The sequence below is a fragment of the Paenibacillus sp. BR2-3 genome (assembly GCF_046529485.1).
In the GTDB taxonomy this organism is placed as follows: domain Bacteria; phylum Bacillota; class Bacilli; order Paenibacillales; family Paenibacillaceae; genus Paenibacillus_AQ.
The window spans coordinates 3436244-3461740 of the sequence record NZ_CP126311.1; the positions used below are offsets into that span (position 1 = coordinate 3436244).

Genomic DNA, 25497 nt, shown 5'->3' on the forward strand with positions numbered 1-25497 from the left:
ATCCTTATAAGTGACGCAATGCAAAAAAATCCTCGAGGACTTCGCCTCAAGGATTCTCCACTCTGCTCTCCATGTTCCTATCGATAACAATCCGATTCCGGCCATTGTTCTTCGCTTCATACAGCGCCATATCCGCCCGGTAGAATAAAGATTCCACACTTACCCGATCATCAATCCAGCTCCATTCGGCAATCCCGCAGGATACGGTCACATGCGGCTCCGTCTCCCCTTGCACCCGTAAACGGATTCGCTCGGCTACAATTGCAGTCTGGTGAACGCCAAGCTGCGGCAAGTAGAGCGCCAGCTCTTCCCCGCCCCATCTGGCTGCGATATCGCCTTTGCGAATGGATGTTTTCACAATATCACTGACCTGCCTCAGGATTTTATCGCCTTTCTGGTGACCGTATGTATCGTTAACCATTTTGAACTGATCAATATCAACAACGATTAATGATCCGCAGAAATCAGTCCCTTGTCTGATACCGATCTCCTCATCCAGATAATGCCGTGCGTACAGACCTGTCAGACTGTCTCTGTTCGCCAGGCGTCGAACTTCTGCGTGTAAACGCGCATTCCCGACTGCAAGCCCGATATGCCCTGCCATTGCCTGCAGCAACCTGTAGTTATCATAGGAGAAATAATGGGGCTCCCGATGACTCAGCATAATGGCCCCTCGGACCTCTCCCCCTACGCTCAATGGAGTCGCGATAAGCGACTGTGAATCGGTTGCGTCCATCAGCCGGGAGGCTGTCTCCGGATGCTCCATATAATCGGATAGAATCACCGACTCGCCCGAGGCATACACCTTTCCTCCGAGTCCTTGTCCGATCTCTATAATTTCATTCATCAATGCGTGATGATTGCAGGCTACCGTCTCCAGCCCGCCCTTCTCTTCATTCAAATGGAGAATACAGCAGTAGTCAGCCTCGAACATCTCCAGCAGCTCTTCAAAGGCAAATTGAAAAATATCACTAAGGCGCAAGCTTTGGTTCAGACGCTGGGTGAGCTCATTGCTCATCCTCAATTCACGAATCAGCTGATTGGAGCGTTCATACAGCTTGGCATTCTCGAATGCGGTTCCCGCCGTGTCCGCCACCATGGACAGAAAGCGTAAATCAACATCCAGAAATGATTGTTTATACATGACCATATGAAAAACACCATAAACACCCTGCTTACCGCTAAGCGGAAGACCAATCTCTATAAGCTTGCTATCCTCGTTGCTGGCCTGAATGGCTACCTTGCCGTCTTTGAACGCCCGGGCAGATGCGTCATTGCTCTCCCAGCGAAGCGGAAGCGGCTTCACCTGAGGATGAGCGCTGCGGTGATCCTGGGATATGAAGAGCACAAGCCTCGCACCCGGATACATCGCGGAAATACTCTCAATAACCTCAATTAAAACAGCATCCACATCAATATTATCATGCATTCTCTGAACAATCTGGAAGAGCAGGGAGTGGCGGTTACTTTCCTTCTCGGCATTCAGATGGACATCCGCAAGATCGGATACGAAAATATGCTCGAACCTGCGATAAAAGCATGTACGGAAATGCCGGGCCAGCACTTCAGCAATCTCCCGGCCGCCCTTCTCATACTGTTCAGTAGACATGGCACAGCCAAGAAAAGCGAATATATCACCTTTGGAACGCGTATAAACCGGCAGCGTCAAGAAGGTCAGGCTTGTCCCATTTTCCGTCATATGAGAGCTATTGGTCTTCCGGGATAGCAAGCTTAGGCCGGCAGCCTCTTCCCAGCAGGAACTCCAACGCTCATTGACCTGATTGATATGGTTCATCCATTTACCTTCATAATTAAGGACACACCAATTCCACGATTCAGTGAATGGAAGGGAAGCCTCTCCCTTGTACCACTCATGAAAGCTGTCCACAATCAGACCGTCTGTATAAGGAAAATCATAGGATACGATGTCCGTTTCCCTTAACCATGCGGTAGGATCTTCAGAATCGTCGTTGGATTGCATGGTGTCCTGTGTCAGCACATGGCTGCCTTTATGACCGTAAGCTTGCTGCTTTGACATAAAGAGGATCCCCTTACTATCTCTAATTTTAAAATTCTATTCCGATAACATTTATTAGTTAACCATATTTTACTCCCTTTCTTTCTGTAATGCATTATATTTTCCGCAAAACCGGGTTTTTTTTTAGGTCCTAAGCCCTAACGACAAAGAACGACAAAATCTCTTTAAACATGCGCTTGACTTTGCTAGTTGTTTTCATATAATATTTATTGTTGAACAAGACTGTAACTGGTCTTATATTGGGCGAAACGTTGTGTCACCCTCACGCGGGTTCGTTACTAATAGGGCAGCGGCTGAACTTCCCTATAGTGTGGATCTATAAACTTCCACGGATACGGCACGCGGCACAAATAGGCCCCACCTGAAATTTCAAATAAAAAGGAGTCTACTATAACATGGCACGTTACACAGGACCTAAATTTAAACTCAGCCGCCGTCTGGGCATTTCCCTTAGCGGTACAGGTAAAGATTTGAAACGCCCTTTCCCACCGGGACAACATGGCGCTAACCAACGCAGAAAAGTAAGTAACTACGGAATGCAGCTTTTGGAAAAACAAAAACTGCGTCACATGTACGGTTTGGGAGAGAAACAATTTAAAACTCTCTTCACTAAAGCTCAAAAGCTTCAAGGTATCGCGGGCGAAAACTTCATGTTCTTGCTTGAGAGCCGCCTGGACAACCTCGTATACCGTCTTGGATTTGCTAACTCCCGCGCTGGAGCGCGTCAGTTGGTATCCCATGGTCACGTAACTGTTAACGGCAAAAAAGTCGACATCGCATCTTACCGTGTAAGCACTGGCGATGTAATCGGTCTTCGTGAAAGAAGCCGCGCAATGTCTTCCATCAAGGAAGCTCTGGCTAACCGTTCACACCTTCCGGCTTACCTGGATTATGCTGAAGGCTCCTTCGAAGGCAAATACATCCGTTTGCCAGAACGTTCCGAGCTGTCCCAAGATATCGATGAGAAACAAATCGTCGAGTTCTACAACCGTTAATACTTTCTGTATAGCGGTTATTATGAAAGCCTCCGGATTTATCCGGAGGCTTTTTTATTATTTCATAAAAAAAAGGAGCACCGAATGGCGCCCCTCCTCCAAGATTCAATTATTATCCGATACAACTACTTATGCCAAGGTAAGCTTAGCGAACTTGCGCTTGCCAACCTGCAGTATATCTCCCTCTTGCGGGGTGATTTCAGCATTAGGGTCCTCTTGCTTCACTTCGTTCAGCTTCACGGAACCCTGTTGAATACTCCGCTTCGCTTCTCCATTAGAGCCTGCAAAGTTAACCAGTGTAAGCAGCTTTACCAGCTTGATTGTTCCGTTTTCCAGCTCATCGGCAGGAATCGCGAAGGTTTCAATATCGTCAGGTAATGCACGCTGCTGGAACACCGTTACGAAATGCTGCTGGGCAGCATCCGCAGCCTCCACATTGTGGTACATGCGTACAAAAGTATGGGCCAGCCGCATTTTGGCATCTCTCGGATGAACGGTCCCCTCCTGCAACCCTGTCTTCAACTCTGTAAGCTGGTCATTGCTGATATCAGTTGCCAGCTCGTAGTATTTCAGCATCAGCTCATCCGGAACGGACATGGCTTTGCCGTATATTTCATTCGGCTCTTCATCGATTCCGATGTAGTTGCCAAGACTTTTACTCATCTTCTGCACTCCGTCCAGCCCTTCGAGCAGCGGAGTCATGATCGCAGCCTGGGTATCCACACCATATTCCTTTTGGAGTGTCCGTCCCATAAGCAGATTGAATTTCTGATCCGTACCGCCGAGCTCCACGTCACTTTTCAAGGCAACGGAATCCATACCCTGCATAAGCGGGTAGAAAAATTCGTGGATGCTAATGGGCAGACCGCCTTGGAAACGCTTTGTAAAGTCGTCACGTTCCATCATTCTCGCTACCGTAACTTTAGCAGACAAAGTCACTACATCGGCAAACGACATCGGGCTAAGCCATTCGGAATTGTAGTATACCTTGGTTTTCTCCGGGTCTAATATCTTGTAGATCTGCTTCTTGTAGGTTTCGGCATTACGCTGCACGTCTTCCTCCGTCAATTGCTTGCGTGTTTCCGATTTGCCGGTTGGATCACCGATGCGTCCGGTAAAATCACCGATAATAAGCTGCACCTGATACCCCAGTTCCTGAAATTGACGCAGCTTATGCATGACAACGGTATGCCCGACATGAATATCCGGCGCGGACGGATCGAGTCCCAGCTTCACATTCAGTGGCACTCCCGTAACCACGGATTTCATGACCTTGCGCTTCAATTCTTCCTCAGGCACGATTTCCACAACACCGCGTGAAATCACTTCCAGCTGACGTTCCGTCTCCTGCTGCTGGGCTGCTGATAGTTCTTCCCATTTCATTCTTTTGTTCCTCCTTGAATTTCTCTTATACTGTGAAACAAATCATGTTAAATAAACGTCCTTCTAGTGAAGCCGAACACAAAAAAGCCCCTTTATCATCCCAAGGGACGAGAAAGAGACTCGCGGTACCACCCTAATTAAAGCCCTTGTATACACCGATAGCGCAGCAGAAGGCTTTCACTTCATTACCATAACGGGATTGCACCCGGTGCCGGACTACTGAACCGGAGCTTTGCTCCTGCCGTTCCTCCGGACAGCTCCAGACTGTAATTCAAAGGGGCCTGTTATCGGTTCACACCACCCACCGACTCTCTGCAAACGTAAAGCTTACCTTCTACTGATGTCTTTCCGCGCCTTTTTGATATCCGATTGCTTTCATTTATATCACATGACCTTTTTAAAAGTCAAACGGGAAAGAAACGGGATGACGCTAGAAGCGCATTCAAAAGCGCCAAATTGTGCTATAATAGTTCCGTTATAAAGGAGGATTATCGTCGATGGTTGAAGAGAACATGAAGAAGACCGAAAAGAAACGTCCCCCAGGGAGAAGATCCTGGCTGCGCAGGCTCGGTTCTGTGGCCAAATGGATGTTTATCCTGGGCATAATGGGCATATTGTTTGCCGGCGGTGCCGTCACAGGCTATATTACTTCGATTGTAAAAGATGACCCTGTCCGTTCCGAGCAATTAATTCAGCAGCAAATTAGCCAAAACGCGATTACCGGGTTTGCTTATTTCCGCGACGGCTCACCCATAGGCCAACTCCGTACGGAGGAGGACCGCAGGCTCATTGATTACAACAATATTCCCCAGATTATTATTGATGCCGTCCTCGCTATAGAGGACAAGAACTTCTACGAGCATAGTGGCGTTGATTTGAACGGAACCTTACGTGCTGTTAAGCAAAAGCTGCTTAATGAATCCGTTCAAACCGGGGGAAGTACACTTACGCAGCAGCTTGCAAGACGGGTATTCCTTAATCTGGACCGGACGGAAGACCGGAAAGTTAAGGAAATATTACTTTCATTGCGGCTGGAACGCTTTTTAGCCAAACCGGAGATTTTAACAGCCTATTTAAATAAGGTTCCTTTCGGTAACGGCTCGAACGGCTATAATGTGTTTGGGATCAAAGCCGCATCCAAGGGTATATTCGGTCTAGAGGATCTGGACAAGCTGAATATCGCCCAAGCGGCATATTTGGCGGGTCTCCCGCAGCTTCCTTCCGCTTATTCCGCGTTCAACGGACTGGGAGAATTCAACGAGACGGCATTCAAAAGGGCACTGGAACGCCAGCATCTGGTCCTGCGCCGAATGCTGGAGGAGAACAAGATTACTTCCTCACAGTACGATGAGGCCCTCGCCTTTGATATTAAGGGCTCCCTAGCGGCTCAAAGCAAGAAGGCTTACGCGACATATCCATACCTGATGCTGGAGATGGAACGTAAAGCCGCAGAGATCATGCTGTCTGTAAACGAAGACAAGGCAGATGCGGCGGACGCCGGAGAGGAAACCGGAGAAGATACTTTGCTGCTTGAGGAAGCACGGCAGCAGCTTATGACCGGAGGCTACCGGATATACACCACGATTGATAAAAAAGTATACAGTGCGATGCACAGCATATCCGATAACAGCGACAACTTTACCAAGGACAGCAAGTCCAAAGGCAAGGAACAAACAGCAGGAATAATGATCGACAACAAGACTGGTGCTATTCTGGGCATGATCGAGGGCCGCGATTTCAACATCGAACAGATGAACTATGCGACACAAATGGTTCGTCAGCCAGGCTCTACCATGAAACCTATTGCCGCCTATCTTCCTGCTTTGGATGCCGGATTAATTCAGCCAGCGGGAATATTGGATGATGCTCCGATTATTTTGAAGGATGGCACCAAAGGCTTCCACATTCCCAAGAATGCCAATAACCGCTATCAGGGCCTTGTTACAGCCCGGTACGCATTGAACAAATCGCTCAACTTGCCTGCTCTGAAGCTGTTTAACGAAAAGGTAGGCATCGAGAATTCATGGGCTTTTGCCAAAAAGCTGGGAATTACCACGATCCAGGATGAAGATTATAGCGCCCAAACCGGGGTTCTGGGTGGACTCCGCTATGGTGTATCGGTCGAAGAACTGACTAATGCCTATTCTTCCATCGGTAACAAAGGGGCATTTAATGATGCCTATATGATTGAAAAGATCGTAGATTCACAAGGGAAAATTGTCTATCAGCACAAAGTCAACCCGGAGCAGGTATATTCCGAGCAAACCGCTTATCTAATGACGGATATGCTGCGAACCGTTATTACTGAAGGTACTGCCAGTACCGTAAAGAGCAATTACAAGCATTTCGGCGAGATTCCCATCGTCGGAAAAACAGGCTCTACTCAAAACTATGCTGATGTTTGGTTTATGGGCTTCACACCGGACGTTACGCTAGGGATGTGGGTAGGTTACAAAGAGCCCGTAAATACGCTTGCAGGCGATACTCAGAAACGGCAGGCACAATCCTTATGGACCAAGGTCATGAATGCCGTTATTGATAAAAAACCGGAGCTGTTCGTGACACCGAAATTCACCCGGCCCGAAGGAATCGTCAAAAAAACAGTTTCTGCCTACAGCGGAAAGCTGCCGTCTGAACTGACCGATAAATTTACTACGGATTTATTCAACGTTAAATATGTTCCTAAAGATAGCGATAGCGGAATTACGAAAGCAAAGTATATTACGTTCAACGCTGTAAATTACATTCCTCAGGAAGGTACTCCCGATGATTTCCTGAAGGAAAAAATTGTAGTCACACGCGAAAAACCAATTCAAGATTTGGTTAAGGAGCTCCTGGCGGCCTTCCCGGGGATGAAGGACCCCGAACCGCTGGCTTATTATATGCCGGAGGATGCGAAATCGGATGTTCCAACCGAAGTGGATCCGCGTGTGGACGACGGACTTGCTCCAACTGCGCCGGGAAATGTTACAGTATCCTACAGTACTGGCAAAGCGGTTATTTCTTTTTCGCCAAGCGGCTCAGCTGATGTAGTTGGCTATCGGCTGTACCGTTCGCTGAACGGAGGTTCGTTCCAGAAGCAGCTGGTACTAATGGCTGGTGATGCTACTGTCTTCCCTTCAGGTACACCTGCCGGCGCCAATGCAACCTTCTATGTCGCAGCCGTGGATGTGGCCGGACATGAGACCGCCTCAGGCAGCATTGCCGGTGGTGCCGGGGCAACACCGTCCCCTTCACCAGCGGCAACGGATCCTTCACCAACGATACCTGATGCAGAAACGACGCCTGGTACAGAGGTCATCCCTGGAGGAAGTATAGACGATCCGGGTATGATCATTGTAGATCCGACCGGCGGTGAAGCGACTCCGGCACCAAGCGGAAGCAATGCCGGAAACGGCAGCAGTACAGGTACAGATAATAGTGCCAATACCCCATAGGAAGCTATATAAACCGAACTAAAGAATTAAATTATGAAAAGGGGAGAGTAAAGGAGGGGAAGTTTGGAACTGTAGGAGCGATAGCGACCGCCTTTGTCCCCGGATGTTCACCGCAGCAAGCGGTTTAATCCAAAACATCTGGGGATGGGCAGCGGCCGGAAGTCCAAACATTCCCCATAGTTACGGGTAAACACCCCATAGCATAGGTCAAAATCTTTATTTCAACTTTTATAATAGCTTTACTTCTGAGTCAGACAGCTTTTAAAGACCGTTCCCTAATTTCTGCAGGGAACGGTCTTTTCTGTGTTTCGCAGTAATCCGCTCTAGTCTTCAATCGTCGATAAATCCCCGGCTGGAAGATGAAGCTCCCATGCTTTCAGTACACGGCGCATAATTTTCCCGGACCGGGTCTTCGGGAGTTTATCCTTGAATTCAATCTCACGCGGCGCTGCGTGGGCAGACAGTCCGGCTTTGACGAAGGCGGCAATCTCCTCTTTCAATTCAGCAGTAGGCAGATAGCCTTCACGCAAAGAAATGAACGCTTTGATCACTTCGCCGCGGGTAACATCCGGCTTGCCGATGACACCGGCCTCAGCCACGGCTGGATGCTCCACAAGCTTGCTCTCCACCTCAAAGGGTCCGATGCGCTCGCCGGATGTATTAATAACGTCGTCAATCCGGCCCTGAAACCAGAAATACCCTTCCTCATCCATGTAGGCGGAATCACCGGAAATGTACCAGCCGGGAATACGGAAATACTCCGCATACTTGGCCGGATTATTCCAGATCTTGCTCATCATTGACGGCCAAGCCGTTCGAATTGCCAGATTTCCCATAGTATAAGGCGGAACCTTATTTCCGTGGTCATCCAATATCGCCGCTTCAATTCCGGGCAGCGGACGGCCCATGGAACCGGGTTTAATATCCATACCGGGATAATTGCAGATTAGCTGTGCGCCGGTTTCCGTCATCCACCAGGTATCGTGAATTCGCTGATGGTACACCTTTTCCCCCCACCTTACCACTTCAGGGTTAAGCGGCTCTCCTACGGACATCACATGCCTCAGGCTGCTTAAATGGACATCCTGAAGGCTGCTCTCCCCCGCTCCCATCAGCATCCGAAATGCTGTCGGCGCACTGTACCAGACCGTTACACCATAACGGTCAATCGTCTTATACCAGTCCTGCGGACTGAACCGTCCGCCCCGTACAACATTCGTGACTCCGTTCAGCCATGGGGCAAAAATCCCATATGAAGTGCCCGTGACCCAGCCGGGATCTGCAGTGCACCAATAAACATCCTCCGGCTGCAAATCCAGCACGATTTTACCTGTATAGTAATGCTGTATCATTGCTCTTTGCACATGGTATACGCCCTTGGGCTTGCCGGTAGAGCCGGAGGTATAATGTATGATAAGACCGTCATCCAGACCCAGCCATTCCGGTTCCAGTTCGGGGGAAGCGAGGGCCATTTCCTCTTCATAACTGATCTTCCCTTGCTCCGGATCAGACCCGCCGCCTACAAGAAAAATGTGGCGCAGCTCGGGAAGCTCCTCGCGCTTTACGCGTTGCAGCAGCTCCGGCGTTGTTACGAGCGCGATGGCGCCGCTATCCTCCAGCCTGTCCTTAACCGCTGTTTCCATGAAAGCTTCGAACAGCGGACCCGCCACCGCACCCACCTTTAAAATACCGAGCAGGCTAAAGTACAGCTCCGGTTGCCGGGGCATGAAAATAAATACCCTTTCTCCCTTGCCGATGCCGTATTTACGCAGAATATTGCCAAACCGGTTGGAGCGTTCCTGCAGATCGGAAAAGGTATACGCTTCTTCCCGTGTTGGATCACTGTAGAGCATGGCTGTTGCCGTCCCGCGTCCTTCCAGTACATGACGATCCACCGCTTCATAGGCCATGTTAACCTTGCCCGTTCCGTACCAGGAGAAATGCCGCTCCGCGTCTTCCCATTTAAATTCGGCCACTGCGCGGGCATAATCAGGCATATTGGAGCTCTGCACACGGCCCGGTATAATTTCACTATGGACTTGACCCATCACTGTTGCCTCCCTCACTAATTTAACTTAAGCTTAAGGAAAGACTTTCTTCCTAATTAATGATGTCAATGTATCATTTGTGAACTTTTTATGTCAAAATCAGTATAGCACAGGAAGCGTTTTCATTCCATGGGTTATGATGATTTGAGAGGAGACGGCTATGGAGCACCGCAAAGTTCTGGTTACCCATACTCTTTTACACGCTGATAAGGTTATCACTGTTCAAGGACCCCTTTCCCCAGAGCTTCTGGAAGGTCTGCAGATGCATCCTGAGCTGGATGCTTTCCGACGTCCCCTAGAGCAAAAAGAAGCGCTGACCGAGATCGCAGGCCTTCCTGAAGGCCGCATCATTGCTGCAGTAGAGAGCAATACCATCGTTGGCTACGTTACTTTTCACTATCCTGATGAGATGGAGTTGTGGTCACAGGGCGGCATGGAGGATTTGATAGAGCTCGGAGCGGTGGAAGTAGCGAATGCTTACCGGGGAGCGGGACTTGGCCGTCTGATGATTGCTACTGCTTTTGAGCAAGGGCAATTGGAGAATTGTATTGTTTTCACGACCGAATATTATTGGCATTGGGATTTGAAAGGCAGCGGACTGAATGTATGGGCCTATCGGCAGATGATGGAAAAGCTTATGAAAATCGTCAATATGGTGTGGTACGCTACGGATGACCCCGAAATTTGTTCGCATCCCGCCAACTGCCTGATGGTTCGAATCGGTAAAGAGGTGCCGCTAGCCTCCGAGGAAATGTTCGACCGGGTACGCTTCAGACAACGGTTCATGTACTAGACCCGCAGCAGCGGAAACCGCCGCAGATCACAAGAATGGCAGCATATACTCCAAAATCGCATGCGAGCGCTGTGAAGCTTCCACCGTGAACTCTTTGAAATTGACATGTGCTGATCCGTCCGCCTTATCAGACATAGACCGAATAATAACAAAAGGAGTGGCGTTCATATAACATACTTGTGCTACAGCCGCACCTTCCATCTCCGCACAGACACCATCCAGCTGTTCCCGCAGCTCTTTTACAACCTCCGGACTCGCAATAAATTGGTCCCCCGAGAGTACCTTGCCTGTCCGATGACTTACATTCAGCTCACGGCAAGCTTTCTCTGCCAGCACCACCAGACCCGCATCAGCCGCAAAGGATGAGACCTCCTGATAAGGGATAACCCCGCGTGAAAATCCGAGCGCCGTCACATCCATATCGTGCTGCATGCACTCCGACGAGATGACAATATCCCCAATACCCAGTTCAGGATGCAAAGCTCCGGCTACCCCTGTGAACAGTACCTGAGAGGCACCGAAGCTATCCACCAGGATTTGAGTCGTTACCGCCGCATTCACTTTACCGACCCCCGATTTACAGAGCACCACAGACTTGCCCGCAATAATCCCCCCATGATACTGAATTCCAGCTTTGAGGACTGTCACCTTACTCTCCATACCTTCCAGCAGCAGCTTGATTTCTTCGTCCATGGCCCCAATCAATCCGATGACTTGACTCATATGTATATCCGCTCCTCACTCTGATCTGATGATAAAAACATAAAAAGCCCCAAGAGGAGCTTTCTACGTTAATGCTATTCAATAAATATGAACTACTCGTTCACGTGACTGACAGACAAACGGAGAATCGTCTCATGCGGCAAAATAACCCGTGCATTCTCGACCGTTTCTTTCTTCATCAGCTTCGTCAAAAGTCTCATGGCTACCGCACCCAGATCATACATCGGTTGAGCTACGGTTGTCAGCAGAGGACGTACCATGGAGGCCATACGAATGTTGTCTACGCTCATAATCGAGAAATCATCCGGCACCTTCAGACCCTCGTCTTGAATGCTGTGGATGGCTCCGATGGCCATTTCATCTGTTGCGGCAAAGATAGCGGTCGGTTTCTTCTTCAGACCCAGGAAGTACTTCATGGCTTCGACGCCGGATTCGTAGCGATAGTTACCGATGCGTACAAGATCCTCCTGATATTCAATACCTGCGGCTTCAAGCGCTTTCTTATAACCCTGGAAACGGGCATAACCGTTAGCAGGGTCCTGCAGCGTACCGCTGATCATAGCAATCTCACGGTGACCGTGACGGATCAGGGTATTCACGGCATCCAGTGCAGCCGTTTCATGATCGATATCTACGGATGGATAAGTACCCTTCTCATCACGTGTTGCGCACAGCACAATCGGAACTGAGGAGGTCTGAAACGCCTGGATATGCTCATCCGTTACTGTTCCGCCCATGAAAAGCAGTCCGTCGACCTGTTTCTCCAAAAGGGTGTTAATCACGCGTATTTCCTTCTCTTTACGCTTGTCAGCATTACATAAAATAATGTTGTAATGGTACATATTGGCGATATCTTCGATTCCGCGTGCTATTTCGGCGAAAATGGAGTTGGAGATATCGGGAATGACAACACCAACAGTTGTCGTTTTCTTACTGGCGAGACCTCTCGCCACGGCATTGGGACGATAGCCCAAACGTTCAATTGCTTCAAAGACTTTCTTCCGGGTCTGCGGTTTCACATTGGGGTTATTGTTCACAACCCGTGATACCGTAGCCATAGATACGCCTGCTTCCCGTGCTACATCGTAAATGGTTACCGTCAAATTACTCTCTCCATTGCGATAAATTTTATCGTTCGACTAATTAAAATTATGATACGATACTTTGTACCTTTGTGCAATGATAACGCTTCATTTTCCTTTCAAAAAATCTTTCAAGGACAAAGCTGTTACACAAATATTAGACTAAACTCATGCTACTTTTTATATCGTAACAAAATATGACTGAAAAATCCAACATTCTTGAAAATTTTTCATTGTTTTTGCATAAAAACTTTTCATTTTGCTCTTTCTGGAGATTGAAGAGTCAGTTGGGAGAGTCTGAGGCCCGTTTCCTCCATCCATTTATGATCGGCATAATTACTGGCTAACCGGTATAAATCGAGCAGCAAATCAATGCGGCTCTGAACAGCGGACAGAATGGCGCCTTCCAAATCCGTCAAATCCCCTGCGTTAAAACCCGCAAAGGTCTCTTTCAGCACACTAGCCCATTCATTTCTCTCCGCAAAAGAGATGTGGCGTCTGCAAGAGATATCCCCCAGTTCACTAATCAGTTTACCCAAATCCTTCTTGATACAGGGCAGCGGTTCATACCGGGAGCATGCACGGCAAGTGTAAACAGGAACTCCGGTGATTTTTACCTTGGCACTATAAATCAGCGTATGCATATGTATGGTCATGATCCCGCCGCAGCTGCATGACTTATTCATTAAATTATCTTTATACATTTCCCCACACCTCAAGCTAGAAATTGAAAAAAAACAAATCATTGCAAACCATTCCTTTTTCAATTCTAAAATATTCGACACCTCTCTCCAAAATCCTTCTCATTTGCATATCATGTTTTATTTACCAGCCATTCAAAGTATTGTCACTCTGAAAAGTGACTTCATAATTCAAATTTGATACAATAACGGGATCATGTTCTTCGAAAGGAGCTGTTGCATACGATGAGACTAGCCGGTAAAAAGGTTATTGCACTTGTAGACGATGAGGTCGAGGATTTGGAATTATGGTATCCGGTTTACCGGGTTAGAGAAGAAGGTGCCGAGGTACACTTGGCGGGCCTCACCAAAGATCAGATTTATACTGGAAAATATGGCGTTCCCGCCAAAGCCGATTATTCGTGGGATGAACTGAGTGTTGCTGACTATGACGGAATTCTCGTCCCGGGCGGATGGGCACCGGACAAGCTTCGCCGTTACCCCAAGGTGCTGGAGCTGGTGCGCGATATGAATGAGGCCAAGAAGCCGATCGGGCAAATATGCCACGCAGGATGGGTGCTGATTTCCGCCAAAATCCTGGAGGGGGTTACCGTTACCTCTACTCCGGGTATCCGGGATGACATGGAGAATGCCGGGGCAATCTGGAAGGACGAGGCAGTCGTAGTCGACGGTCACATTATCTCCGCACGCCGTCCACCCGATCTGCCGCCATACGGTAAAGCCTTTTGCGATGCACTTGCGGGGGAATAACGAATTAACAAGCCTGCTGATCCTGTACTATTTGTACGGGAACAGCAGGCTTTTTTTCACTAGCTGCAGCTAGCGAATTTTCATAAAGTGACTCTCCAGAATCGGATTCGGGTATCTTTCCAAATGAAATGTAAGAGGCTGAGGCAGCTTGGTTACTCCAACATCATAATTATTGCTGGACGAATAGCCATCTGGACTACTACTTTGGGTCATTGAGTTGCCTGGGGACAATTCATGCTGGATGCCCTCTCCGTCCGTAAATTTATTATTAATACTTATTGAACTCATAGTCTCTTCATAGCTTTTTCCTGAATTTTTTACAGTATAATTCAAAATGAATTGGCCAGCAGAAGCACCTGCGGCTTCCCGGGTCACCTTCAGATTATTATCTGGACTCCGTAGAATCTCGAGACTATCCAAATCGACAATTAGCTCAAGCTTTGATTTCTCTAGGGCATGAATACCTTTCAGAGTTAAATCAATCGATCCATCACTGACCATGTTGTTGTGGCCAAAGACCAGTGTAAGTCCGTTATTCATATCCCCATAGGCAAGTGAGTTCCCCAGCTCTACAGTCTGTTCTCCATCTCCCTGGATTAATTTAGGTGCAATCAGGCTAAAAATGTTCATTGTATTGGCCGGATCGGATTGAATATTAACATATATTCCCGTTGGTGCAATAGAGACATTTTTGATAATAACGGATTGATCCGCGATTACGATTCGCTTATTTAGATTGAATTCCTCGCCGGCTGTTTGTAATGCCAATTTATCTAGTTTGATGGGAACTTTCAATGAGGTGCGGTATTTCGTGCTACTTGAAAGCATTGCCTCCGGTGTGTTCTCTGTTATGATCAATTCTGCCGTTAACTGATCCTCCAAGTCTTTGACATCCGCCCATCTAACATCAAGCAGATCCCGCTTAATCTTTGTGTTATCCGATTCCCCGGAAAAAAAGCTGGAGTATAAACCGTAATTCAAGTCGCTGCCTGATCTGCTTTTCAAACGTAGCCCGTCGAGCTTGACCTTCTTTCCAGTGTTATTCTCGAAAGTATACAGAAGTAGCAAACCTTTCCTGTCGACCACCGCCCCGTTGATTGTCAACTTGTAGCCGTTGCTTTCTGCAACTGCATCTTCAAAATGCTGAACGTAGCCGGCATCCAGTGCTGTTTTCAAGGTAATATTGTTCTCTGCAAGCGGACGAAACACCTCAAGCTCCTTCCAGTCTTTGGGCATTTGTTTGGCAATTTCGACCCGGTGATCCCATGCCTCTAACGAGGCAACTGTTACAAAAAACAAGAGGATTACAGCCATCACCGCCGCAAATCCATAGGTTATGCGTATACGTTTCCGCCGTTGCTTTCCGCGCTCGATCCCTCTTATAATAGACGTTTCAATAAGGGCATCGGGTGTATCTTCCTCCTTCACTTTTAAGTCAAGGAAATATCCCTTTAATAATTCCTCTTCTCTTTCAGCCATGATACAGATCCCCCTTCCCTTTCATTTTATCCCGTAACTGCTTCAAGCCTTTGTTCAGCCAGGTTTTAATCGTGCCTTCCGGCTTGCCCAGCACATCTGCGATTTCGGTTAGGGTCATGTCCCGGTAATACTTCAGCACGAGCACCTGACGATATTTGGGTTTGACGTGATCCAGTGCCTGCTCCATATCCAGCTTGCGGTCACTTGCCAGCTCCATAATTCCACTCTCAAACCGCTGAGGCTCCAGCGTTACTGTCCGCTTCCTGCGCCGCAGCTCATCCATGCAGCAATTGATCAGAATGCGTATCAGCCATGGTGTGAACCGGGCAGGGTCTTTCAGGCTTTTTCGCTTGATCCAAGCCCGGCAAGTCGCTTCCTGCAGCATTTCCAGCGCGTCGGGTTCGCTGCGCAAATAGCTATAGGCAATCCCGTAAAGGGTTCTTTTTTGTTCAGATACGCGTTCAAAGAAAACCTCTTCCTCAGTGTGCACTGCCTCGGCCTTTATAATATTTTCCATTCCTTAACTTGCTCCCCTCCTTGCCGTGTTCCACTTATTACTGATTTCTCTTTTATATAATGACTGCACTCGGAAGCAAACGGTTTTATCTTTTTTGTGCTGAGTGCATACAACAGAAAAAGCCCGGCATAAAGCGCCGGACTTTCAGGAACGATCTATAAAGTTCTTTCTTTCGTTTCTGCACCTGATCCAAGCGGAATTCCGCCTGAAACGGCAAACCGGGTTAGCTGTGCTTCTGTCTCAGAACTTGTACGGCTCTTGAAACAAGCCTTGGCTACTGCTCTGGCTTCGGAGGCCAGTGTATTCAAAGTACGGTGCTTCACCTTCAACAACGACTGGGGCGACATGCTGAGATCGCTGATTCCGAGCTCAAGCCACAAGGGAAGTGAGCGCTCATCGGCAGCCATTTCACCGCAAACACTGACGCTGATACCGGCATCCTGCGCAGCCTCCACGGTCATACGGATCATACGCAGCACAGCAGGGTGATACGGGTGATACATATGGGCAATCTGCTCATTCATCCGGTCGACGGCAAGCACATATTGCACAAGATCATTAGTCCCGATACTGAAAAAGTCTACTTCCCGGGCGAGGGAATCGCTAATCATAACTGCGGCAGGAACCTCAATCATAATCCCTACGGGGATGTTACGATCAAAAGGAATACCACGCTTCTCCAGATCTTCCATCACTTCGCCCAGAATGGCCTTGGCCTCCTGAACCTCCTCGATGGAAGAAATCATGGGGAACATCAGCTTCACATTGCCATAGCTGCTGGCCATCATAATGGCCGTCAGCTGTGTTTTGAACATGTCCTTGCGATCTAGACTGATACGGATGGCCCGGTAACCGAGGAACGGATTTTGCTCCTCCGGAAGCTGGAAATAATCCAAATGCTTGTCCCCGCCAATATCAAGGGTACGTATCACAACCGGATTGCTACCCACCTTCTCGGCAACCAGCTTGTACACTTCGAATTGCTCCTCTTCACTCGGGAACGAATCGCGGTCCATGTACAGAAACTCCGTCCGGAACAGGCCGACGCCTTCCGCCCCGTACTTCAGTGCCATATTGAGTTCCTTAACCGAGCTAATATTGCCCGCAAGGCGCAGGGTTACGCCGTCTTTTGTAACGGATTCGACTGAGGAGAGCAGCTCAAGCTGTTCACGTTTCTTATGCTGCTTTTCACGCATCTGGGTATATTCACGTACCGTTGATTCATCAGGATGCAGCTGTACAGCGCCCGTCTCGCCGTCCATGACGAGCATATCACCGGTCTGAATAGGGTTTGACAGCTTATTCTCCAATCCCGCTACAAGCGGAATTCCAAGCGCCCGGGCCATGATGGAGGAGTGCGACGTTTTTCCACCCATCATGGTGACGATGCCAAGCACGTAAGTGGGATTCAAATGGGCCAACTGGGAAGGAGACAGCTCCTTAGCCACCAAAATATAAGGCTGGGTATCGGATGGCAGCGTCACCTCCGGCGCTCCGAGCAAATGCTTGAGCAGACGGTTGCCAACATCCTTGATATCGACCGCTCGTTCTTTCATGTATTCATCATCAAGCAAATCGAACATCGCTACAAAATGATCGATCGCCTCTTTGACCGCAACCTCTGCCGCCTTATACTGCCGTTCTATAATGCCGCGGATTTCGCTCATAAAGACCGGATCATCCAGTATCGCCAGATGCGCATCAAAGATGCTCGATTCCTCCGGCCCTACAACTTCCCTGAATTCTCTCTTGATAAATTCTATTTCATCCTTGGAGGTGCGGATACCCTCATATAAACGCTCAAATTCTTTAGCCAGATCCACCGGATTCACTTCATTGTCCGGCAAACTCCATTCCCAGTTCGGTAAGACAAAGGCCTTCCCGATGGCAACACCTGCTGCGGCGCCAATGCCTTGTATCATGGTTCTATCCCTCCAACATTACTTTCATGCAAAACAACGGACATCACGGACGACTGCCCTTTTTTAACGTTTTTAAATGGACCATAGCTCCAGGATTTCACACGGTCCGGATTCGTAATAACCATAGGAGTTGCCAGTGAGGTCGCATGTTCACGCAGATAAGAGAGGTCAAATTTGACCAGCAGCTGTCCCGGCTCTACGCTATCCCCTTCCTTCACTACCGATTCAAAAGGTCCTTTGAGCTGTGAAGTGTCGATGCCGATGTGCATGAGTACCTCCAGGCCTTCCGGAGTTGATATGCCTACAGCGTGCATAGTTGGATATACATGCATAATTTTGCCGAAGACCGGTGAAACAAGCTCCCCTTTTTCCGGCATAAAAGCAACACCGTCACCTACAAGCTTGGCCGCAAAAATATGATCCGGCACCTCCTCAATCGGAAGCATTCTGCCTTGCATAGGAGCACTAAAGATCACCTGCGGCAAATCGCGCAGCAGCAGCTTATTAATCTCCTCGCGGATCAGCTCGGAATACGTACCGAAAACGACCTGCACATTGCCGCCTCCAAGCTTGATGATTCCGGCGGAGCCAAGGCCTTTTAATGCGCCAGTATCTATATATCGGTCGTTATTCACTGTAAGTCTTAGGCGGGTAATACAGGCCTGTACCTGTACAATATTCTCCTTGCCTCCCAGCGCCTCCAGAATCAGCGGAGCCTGATAAGGAATATTGCCGGCCCATTCGCCCAGCTCCGAACCCTCCTCCCGGCCGGGAGTCGGGATTTGAAAGCGGCGAATCGCCCAGCGGAACAGATTATAATAAACAATCCCGTATCCGATGCCGATGGGAATGAGCAGCCAGGCCCGCTCTGACAGATGCAGGTTCAGGAAGAAATCGATAGCCCCTGCCGAATAGGAGAATCCGTGATGGATGCCCAGCCAGTAGGTAATGACCATGGCTAATCCTGACATTATAGTGTGAAGGATGAACAAATAGGGAGAAGCAAAAAGAAAAGCGAACTCGATCTGTTCTGACACCCCAGTCAGAAAACAGACCATCGCCGCGCGCAAAAAAGTCTTTTTGATCTTCGGCTTTAAATCCTCCCGGGCTTCCTGAATAATGGCAAAAGCAATAGCCGGCAAAGCAAACATCATGATCGGAAACAATCCGGCCATAAAGCTTCCGGCCGTTGGATCTCCGGCAAAAAAACGCGGCAAATCACCCTGAACGACAACCCCGTCAGCTGTCGTAAACGATCCCAGCTGAAACCAGAATACATTATTGAGGATATGGTGCAGCCCAAAGGCTGTCAGAACCCTGTACAAAATTCCGTACAGGAATAAAGAATATCCGCCCGTCAGTTCGATGAACCTGAACAGGTCGTTAAGGCCCTGCTGTAAGAGCGGCGCAACACCAAGCATTACCCAGGCAAATAGGGCGGAGAACATTCCCATAAACAACAAAACAAAACGCGACCCTCCAAAAAACTGGATCGCTTCCGGAAGCTTGATATTCTTAAACCGGTTATGAGCGATACCGGCCACAATCCCGAGCATAATACCGATCAGTGTTGCAGGCTGAACACTTCCGTCTCCCATATTCATCACAATTCGATCATAAGTGAACATGCCCGCCAGCGCTGCAAGCCCCGCCGGTCCGGCCTGATTGGACAATCCCCACGCTACGCCCACGGCGAACAAATAAGGCATGAAGTAAAAAATCCCTTGCCCCGCATACGTAGCCACTTCGGATACCGAAGAAAGTCCCCATGCAGACCACGGTAAGCTGCCAATACTTAGCAGAATAGCTGCCGCCGGCAGCACCATGGTGGGAAGCATTATGGCTCTGCCCAGTTGCTGCAGTGATCCGAGCCAATTCAAGGCGACCCTCTCCTTTCTTTCTATATTGAATGGTAAGCGCTGCGGCATCTTTTGTCAAAAAGAATACGACATTCTCATTACGCAAAACATATGTTGGGATTTGGTATAAATCAGGAGGCTTTACCCGTTTACTCAAACATCTATTATACTTAAAGTCTGTGTATTGTGCACCGCAATTTTGTCGGGCTGAAGGGGAGACTAAATAGCAAAATTGCTCAGAGCAAACTGAGCTCGTCAGGTTGGATGCGACAATTTTTAGTTCGGCGGCGAAGGTGAAGTTACTTGTATTTTGTGCAATTAAAAGACTATAGAAAGTCACTAAAAGCAATATAATTGCACTTCATACAATTATAAACTATTGTTTGGCCCTCAATCCTATCTTGTGCGTTTTTTAATTGTACCGAGTGCAATTAAAAATCAATTGGGGGCTTTTTCTATATATTTAGTTGTACGAAGTGCAATTAGCATACGATCAACCGTGTACCTTTACCATATTTGATCCGGCTTCATCGTCTTCACTTCATAATACCGCACACGCTCTCCATGATTCACCGGTTTCATCAATCCTTTATCGCCGAGGGTGCGCAGAAGCTTACGTGCCGTACGGAAGTTAATATCAAAATGCTCTGTTACATCCCTAGGACGAATCGGCCTTCCCAGACTCCATGCGTAGCGCAGCACTTCCTTTTCCTCCGATAGTATATTGATTATGGCTTCTTTACGGGTCAGATAAGGAGCCAGCAGCAGCTGCAGAAGCATCCGGCACACTTCAGGCCGCTGCTGAACGTCATCAAAGGTGAAATGGATCATTTTCCAGCCCATCCCTGTGAGAAAGGTTTCCCGGTTAACGGCATAGCTAAATCTTTCTCGGTCCATATCTTTAATGTGGCTCTGGAACCCATCGCATTCAATACCGAAATGACAACCATTCGGCGGCAGGAATGCAAAATCCAAAAATTGCGACTTGCGGTTCCAATCGTAAATTTCGTATTCCGGATGCAAATGCTCCAGCGAGCCAAACAACGGCCACAATACGTTCTGCAACAGCAGCTTCTCAGCATAGTTATGACCTCTGAGCAATCTTCCCCTTCTCTCTCCTGTTCTCGCATTCGAGTGGTGATCGATGAATAAACTGTGAGCTTCTTCGAATTCCATAGACTATATCTCCTCCCAAAATAAATAAAAAACGCCCTTCTGCCGCAATTTCCTGCGGATAAAGGACGTTCTTCGTCTGGTTTAAGTATATCAACCTTTATTGATTAAGCCTAGTAACCTTCCGGGCTTCCGGGCTTCCGGGCTTCCGGGCTTCCGAGGTGCTGGGGTTCCGGTCCCCTTCTCACATCCGGCTGCGGCCGTGCATCGTTATGGCTTCTTCGACCTTGATGCAGCGGTCCATAATCGCCGTCATTCCATGCTCAGCGCAGATATCGGCCGCTTCCTTGCTGACGATTCCCTGCTGCAGCCACAGCACCTTTGCACCGATAGCAGCCGCTTCACGTGCCACGTCGGCACAGTATTCACTGCGGCGGAACACGTTGACGATATCCACGGGCTCCGGGATGTCCGCCAGGGTGTGATAGCATTTCTCGCCCAGAATTTCCCCGTCGACCGAAGGATTCACTGGGATAATCCGGTATCCCCGGCTTTGCATGGCATTTGCGACCATATAGGAGGTGCGGTCTGTCTTGTCAGATAGCCCCACGACTGCGATGTTGCCGGCTGAAGCCAGAATATCGCCGATCTGCTCTCGGGTCGGATTCTCAAAGCTCATCACCGATTCACCCTTTCAAATGTAGTGTAGTTCTGTAATCATAGTTGTTAGTTTACCCATTCCACATTCGCTCCAAGCGCCCGTAAATGGTCAAAGTACTGCGGATATGACTTCGCAACATGATGCGCATCCTTAATGAGCAGCGGCTGGCGGGCGCGTAAACCCACTACCGTTAGGGCCATGATTACACGGTGATCATAATGTGCATTGATCGTTACGCCGCCTTCCACACCCTCCGGCATCCCGTGAACGATGATCTCATCACGGCGTTCCTCAACCTTGGCCCCGGCGCGGGTCAGTTCAGCCAGATAATCGGTGATGCGATCGCATTCCTTATAGCGCAAATTTTCCACGTTATAAAAACGTGATGTCCCTTCTGCGAAGACAGCAGCCGCAACCATTGCCAGAACCGCATCTGTAGCAGCATCCCCATCGAATTCAACAGCCTTCAGAATCCCGTTTCCTTTGACATGTACAATCCCGTTATCATGCGTAAGAGGCACTTCCATCATACGCAGTACATCGACGATTGCTCTCTCTCCCTGCTTGCTCTTCTCTGCCAGCCTGTGGATTTTTACATCCGAGTGGGTGACTGCAGCCGCCGCAAGTACTGCGGCAGATCCCGGGTAATCTCCCTGCACGGTATAAGACTTCGCCGCATAAGCCTGGCGGCCTGGAACCTTAAAGGACATATAATCGTCTGCAGCATGTACAATAATCCCGGCCTGCTCCAGCACCTCAAGGGTCTGTCCGACAACCACCTTGGATTTCAGATCATCCAATACGATAATTTCGCTATCTTCATTCAGCAAAGGAGTCAGAAAAAGCAGTGCGCTCAAATATTGAGAGCTGACCGCTCCCGATACCGTTATCTTGCCGCCTACAGGATTACCCCCCCGTATAGTAATGGGCAAACGGCCCTGATTATGCTCCACTTCGACTCCAAGCTGGCCGAGAGCCGTAATAAGATCGTCGTGCGGCCGTTTGCCTAGGGAGTCAGGATACGTGTTCACAAACGTCACCTCTGGACAAAGCGCTGCTACAGCCATCAGAAAACGCAGAACCGCTCCGGCGTTGCCTACATTCAGCTCCTTGACGTTACGAGGTGTACGTCCAAACCCCTGAATGACAATTTTCTCGTCATCCTCGGTAAGTACCGCACCCAGATCGGCTATACAGCGGCGGATGGCGTCGCTGTCCTCACTGTGCGCCGGATGATAGATCGTGCTTACGCCTTCGGAAAGGGCGGCTACGAGCAAATAGCGGGTCGTATAATTTTTGGAAGAGAGGGCTCCGAATTCTCCTTGCAGGGATGGCGTAGGCTTAACAATAACGTCCATAATTTTATAACTCTCCTTTTTCTGTAAGTTTTATATGTACGGCTCCGTTTGACAGGGTATTCCGCGCTTGTGGTATTATTGAAGCAATCTTCTGACGAAAAGAGGTCCCATCAATGAATGATATCCCCCAGATCACAGCTCAAGAATTAAGACAGCGTCTCATGACAGGTGAAGACCTTATCCTGATCGACGTTAGGGAAGATGAAGAGGTTGCCTTCGGGATGATCCCAGGCGCACAGCATATCCCAATGGGTGAGATCCCATACCGTACAGATGATATTACGGCTGAAGCCGAGGTTATCTTCATTTGCAGGTCCGGTGCACGCAGTCAGCGTGTCTGTGAATATCTTCAGCAGCAGGGCTATAACAAAACCGTCAACCTAAGCGGCGGCATGATTGAATGGAACACTTAAAAGCTCAACCGCGGTAGTGCATTAAAATATGCTGCGACACTTGTGCCGCATTCAAGCCCGTTGTATCGACCGTGCAATGCGCGAACCGGTAAGCATTCCGGCGCTCTTCCATAATGCGTCTTACCCGTTCTTCCGCATTGCCGGCGAGCAACGGCCGTTTATCATCTCCGCCAATCCGTGAAATAATATCCTCAGCAGTGGCTGTCAATGCCACAACAAATCCATTCTCAAGCATCAACAACGTATTCCCCGGTGCTAATACAGCACCACCGCCAGTCGAAACTACTCTTCCCCCAGCTTGCAGAGTACGCTTTAACACCGCTGTCTCTACAGATCGAAAGTATTCTTCACCACTGTCCGCGAATATTTCCGGGATACTACGGCCTTCTTGCTCTATAATCACATGATCCAAATCAATAAACTCATAGTCCAATTCCTCAGCGACCAGAGTCCCAACCGTTGTCTTACCCGTTCCCATCATTCCTATCAGGATGATGTTCTTATTCTTGACCTTCATAACTACCCTCCAACCGCGACATTTGTCATATCATAACACAGGGTCAAAACATTAGACAATGTCTTCTCATGGCTTTATAGGCGATAGATTTTATAACAAAAAGGCCCGGAAGCCCCGTTTTTGACGGAGACTTCCAGGCCACTTCTAACGATTATGTCAATGATGTTACTCTGCCAACCAGTTGTGGTGGAAGACGCCTTCTTTGTCCACGCGCTTAAAGGTGTGGGCTCCGAAGTAGTCGCGCTGTGCCTGCAGCAGATTCGCCGGCAGGCGCTCTGTACGGTAGCTGTCATAGTAAGCCAATGCGCTGGCAAAACCAGGAACAGGAATACCTTGAGTTACGGCAGCGGAGATGACTTTACGCCATGCATCCTGGTACGAGCCCATAATATCCTTAAAGAACGGATCAAGCAGCAGGTTTTTCAGCTCTGGATTGTTCTCGTATGCATCTGTGATGTTTTGAAGGAAGCGGGAACGGATAATGCAGCCGCCGCGCCAGATTTTGGCCAGACTGCCGTATTTCAGATCCCAGCCATATTCATCGGAAGCCACGCGCAGTTGTGCGAAGCCTTGGGCGTAAGATACGATTTTGCTTGCGAAAAGCGCCTTGCGGACATTCTCGATAAATTCCGCCTTATCGCCTTGGAACGGCTCAGTTGCAGGTCCGCTCAACACTTTGCTGGCTTCCACACGCTCTTCCTTCATCGCGGACAGGAAGCGGGAGAATACGGATTCTGTAATCATCGACAATGGAACGCCCAGATCAAGCGAGCTTTGGCTGGTCCATTTGCCTGTACCTTTTTGGCCGGCTGAATCCAAAATAACATCAACCATCGGCTTGCCGGTTTCTTCGTCATACTGTGCGAAGATATCCGTAGTGATCTCGATCAGGTAGCTGTCAAGCTCGCCGCTGTTCCACTCTTTGAAGATGCTGTGCAGCTCTTTGGCATCCAGACCAAGCACGTCCTTCAGCAAGTGATACGCTTCGCAGATTAGCTGCATGTCACCGTATTCGATACCGTTATGCACCATTTTCACATAGTGTCCGGCACCGTCCGGTCCGATATATGTACAGCAAGGCTCTCCGTCCACTTTGGCCGAAATCGCCGTAAGAATCGGTTCTACCAGCTTATACGCGCTTTCTTGACCGCCAGGCATAATGGAAGGCCCTTTAAGAGCTCCTTCTTCGCCGCCGGAAACACCCGTGCCGATGAAACGAAAACCCTGTTCTTCCAGTTCTTTGCTGCGGCGTACCGTATCAGGGAAATAAGCGTTGCCGCCATCGATAATGATATCGCCCTGGTCGAGAAAAGGAATCAGCTGCTCAATTGTAGCGTCGGTTGCTTTACCGGCTTGTACCATGATCAGAATTTTACGCGGCGTTTCCAGCGATTGTACGAATTCCTCGATTGAGAAAGCACCTGTCAGGTTTTTGCCTTGCGCTTCGTTCAGGAGATCATGTGTCTTCTCCGGGGAGCGGTTGAATACCGATACCGAAAATCCTCTGCTCTCGATGTTCAGAGCCAAATTTTTGCCCATTACCGCCAGGCCAATAACGCCGATTTGTTGTTTTGCCATCTGGTCCTCCACCCTTTGCATCCTGTATTTTTGTGTGATCCATCTCTCGCAAGAATACCATCCTTTAAAAGAAACAGCAAAGCTTGTCCTGCTCTAAGAGATCAATTTCATTGACAAAGCCCTCATGTAA

The 25497-nt window shown here is 48.8% G+C and carries 20 protein-coding genes and 1 other annotated feature; of the genes, 5 read left to right on the forward strand and 15 right to left on the reverse strand.

The annotated features are described in order from the left end of the window. Positions 1 to 46: 46 nt before the first annotated feature. Complete coding sequence (locus PaeBR_RS16500; RefSeq protein ID WP_410511632.1) at positions 47 to 2038, reverse strand: diguanylate cyclase domain-containing protein; 1992 nt, start codon at positions 2036 to 2038, stop codon at positions 47 to 49. Positions 2039 to 2433: 395 nt separating this feature from the next. Between PaeBR_RS16500 and rpsD the strand changes: the two genes are divergently transcribed. After that, on the forward strand, positions 2434 to 3033 hold the full coding sequence (rpsD, locus tag PaeBR_RS16505) for a 30S ribosomal protein S4 (RefSeq protein WP_410511633.1): 600 nt from the start codon (positions 2434 to 2436) through the stop codon (positions 3031 to 3033). A 129-nt stretch (positions 3034 to 3162) separates the two neighbouring features. On the opposite strand, the gene tyrS is transcribed toward rpsD, so the two are convergent. After that, positions 3163 to 4416, reverse strand: coding sequence for a tyrosine--tRNA ligase (gene tyrS / locus PaeBR_RS16510; protein ID WP_410511634.1), 1254 nt, complete (start codon positions 4414 to 4416; stop codon positions 3163 to 3165). 100 nt (positions 4417 to 4516) lie between these two features. Beyond that, positions 4517 to 4776 (reverse strand) — a binding site (T-box leader). A 137-nt stretch (positions 4777 to 4913) separates the two neighbouring features. On the opposite strand from tyrS, the gene PaeBR_RS16515 reads away from it, so the two are divergent. Next, positions 4914 to 7853, forward strand: a complete 2940-nt coding sequence (locus tag PaeBR_RS16515) for a transglycosylase domain-containing protein (RefSeq protein ID WP_410511635.1) — start codon at positions 4914 to 4916, stop codon at positions 7851 to 7853. A 323-nt stretch (positions 7854 to 8176) separates the two neighbouring features. Here PaeBR_RS16515 and acsA read toward each other — a convergent pair whose 3' ends face one another. Further along, positions 8177 to 9901 carry an acetate--CoA ligase gene (gene acsA / locus PaeBR_RS16520; protein WP_410511636.1) on the reverse strand — a complete coding sequence of 575 codons (1725 nt, stop codon included), beginning with the start codon at positions 9899 to 9901 and terminating at the stop codon, positions 8177 to 8179. 160 nt (positions 9902 to 10061) lie between these two features. Between acsA and PaeBR_RS16525 the strand changes: the two genes are divergently transcribed. Then, a complete protein-coding gene (locus PaeBR_RS16525) occupies positions 10062 to 10694 on the forward strand; it encodes a GNAT family N-acetyltransferase (RefSeq protein WP_410511637.1) in 633 nt (210 codons plus the stop codon). 27 nt (positions 10695 to 10721) lie between these two features. On the opposite strand, the gene PaeBR_RS16530 is transcribed toward PaeBR_RS16525, so the two are convergent. From PaeBR_RS16530 to PaeBR_RS16540, 3 genes are all read right to left on the reverse strand, one after another. Further along, positions 10722 to 11417, reverse strand: coding sequence for a 5'-methylthioadenosine/adenosylhomocysteine nucleosidase (locus PaeBR_RS16530; RefSeq protein ID WP_410511638.1), 696 nt, complete (start codon positions 11415 to 11417; stop codon positions 10722 to 10724). Positions 11418 to 11509: 92 nt separating this feature from the next. Further along, entirely contained in the window at positions 11510 to 12520 is a 1011-nt protein-coding gene (ccpA, locus tag PaeBR_RS16535) for a catabolite control protein A (RefSeq protein ID WP_410511639.1), read from the reverse strand. 233 nt (positions 12521 to 12753) lie between these two features. Continuing rightward, positions 12754 to 13203: a hypothetical protein gene (locus tag PaeBR_RS16540; protein WP_410511640.1), complete on the reverse strand. Its 450-nt coding sequence runs from the start codon at positions 13201 to 13203 to the stop codon at positions 12754 to 12756. Between the two features lie 222 nt (positions 13204 to 13425). Between PaeBR_RS16540 and PaeBR_RS16545 the strand changes: the two genes are divergently transcribed. Beyond that, complete coding sequence (locus PaeBR_RS16545) at positions 13426 to 13950, forward strand: type 1 glutamine amidotransferase domain-containing protein (RefSeq protein ID WP_410511641.1); 525 nt, start codon at positions 13426 to 13428, stop codon at positions 13948 to 13950. Positions 13951 to 14019: 69 nt separating this feature from the next. Here the strand turns inward: PaeBR_RS16545 and PaeBR_RS16550 are convergent, their stop codons facing one another. From PaeBR_RS16550 to aroA, 7 genes are all read right to left on the reverse strand, one after another. Continuing rightward, positions 14020 to 15429 carry a DUF4179 domain-containing protein gene (locus PaeBR_RS16550; RefSeq protein ID WP_410511642.1) on the reverse strand — a complete coding sequence of 470 codons (1410 nt, stop codon included), beginning with the start codon at positions 15427 to 15429 and terminating at the stop codon, positions 14020 to 14022. Continuing rightward, positions 15422 to 15946 (reverse strand): sigma-70 family RNA polymerase sigma factor, encoded by a 525-nt coding sequence (locus tag PaeBR_RS16555; protein ID WP_410511643.1) that lies wholly within the window; start codon positions 15944 to 15946, stop codon positions 15422 to 15424. The genes PaeBR_RS16550 and PaeBR_RS16555 overlap by 8 nt, the downstream gene beginning before the upstream one ends. 155 nt (positions 15947 to 16101) lie before the next feature. After that, on the reverse strand, positions 16102 to 17868 hold the full coding sequence (ptsP, locus tag PaeBR_RS16560) for a phosphoenolpyruvate--protein phosphotransferase (protein ID WP_410511644.1): 1767 nt from the start codon (positions 17866 to 17868) through the stop codon (positions 16102 to 16104). Further along, positions 17865 to 19748 (reverse strand): glucose PTS transporter subunit IIA, encoded by a 1884-nt coding sequence (locus tag PaeBR_RS16565; RefSeq protein WP_410511645.1) that lies wholly within the window; start codon positions 19746 to 19748, stop codon positions 17865 to 17867. The genes ptsP and PaeBR_RS16565 overlap by 4 nt, the downstream gene beginning before the upstream one ends. 486 nt (positions 19749 to 20234) lie before the next feature. Next, positions 20235 to 20903, reverse strand: a complete 669-nt coding sequence (locus PaeBR_RS16570) for a hypothetical protein (protein ID WP_410511646.1) — start codon at positions 20901 to 20903, stop codon at positions 20235 to 20237. Between the two features lie 181 nt (positions 20904 to 21084). Further along, a complete protein-coding gene (locus PaeBR_RS16575; RefSeq protein ID WP_410511647.1) occupies positions 21085 to 21519 on the reverse strand; it encodes a CoA-binding protein in 435 nt (144 codons plus the stop codon). Between the two features lie 47 nt (positions 21520 to 21566). Next, positions 21567 to 22859 carry a 3-phosphoshikimate 1-carboxyvinyltransferase gene (gene aroA / locus PaeBR_RS16580; RefSeq protein WP_410511648.1) on the reverse strand — a complete coding sequence of 431 codons (1293 nt, stop codon included), beginning with the start codon at positions 22857 to 22859 and terminating at the stop codon, positions 21567 to 21569. A 113-nt stretch (positions 22860 to 22972) separates the two neighbouring features. Between aroA and PaeBR_RS16585 the strand changes: the two genes are divergently transcribed. Continuing rightward, positions 22973 to 23272 (forward strand): rhodanese-like domain-containing protein, encoded by a 300-nt coding sequence (locus tag PaeBR_RS16585; protein ID WP_410511649.1) that lies wholly within the window; start codon positions 22973 to 22975, stop codon positions 23270 to 23272. Between the two features lie 4 nt (positions 23273 to 23276). On the opposite strand, the gene PaeBR_RS16590 is transcribed toward PaeBR_RS16585, so the two are convergent. Together PaeBR_RS16590 and gndA are read right to left on the reverse strand one after the other, a co-directional pair. Then, positions 23277 to 23789, reverse strand: a complete 513-nt coding sequence (locus PaeBR_RS16590) for a shikimate kinase (RefSeq protein WP_410511650.1) — start codon at positions 23787 to 23789, stop codon at positions 23277 to 23279. Between the two features lie 165 nt (positions 23790 to 23954). Then, positions 23955 to 25367 carry an NADP-dependent phosphogluconate dehydrogenase gene (gndA, locus tag PaeBR_RS16595; protein ID WP_410511651.1) on the reverse strand — a complete coding sequence of 471 codons (1413 nt, stop codon included), beginning with the start codon at positions 25365 to 25367 and terminating at the stop codon, positions 23955 to 23957. Positions 25368 to 25497: the final 130 nt, after the last annotated feature.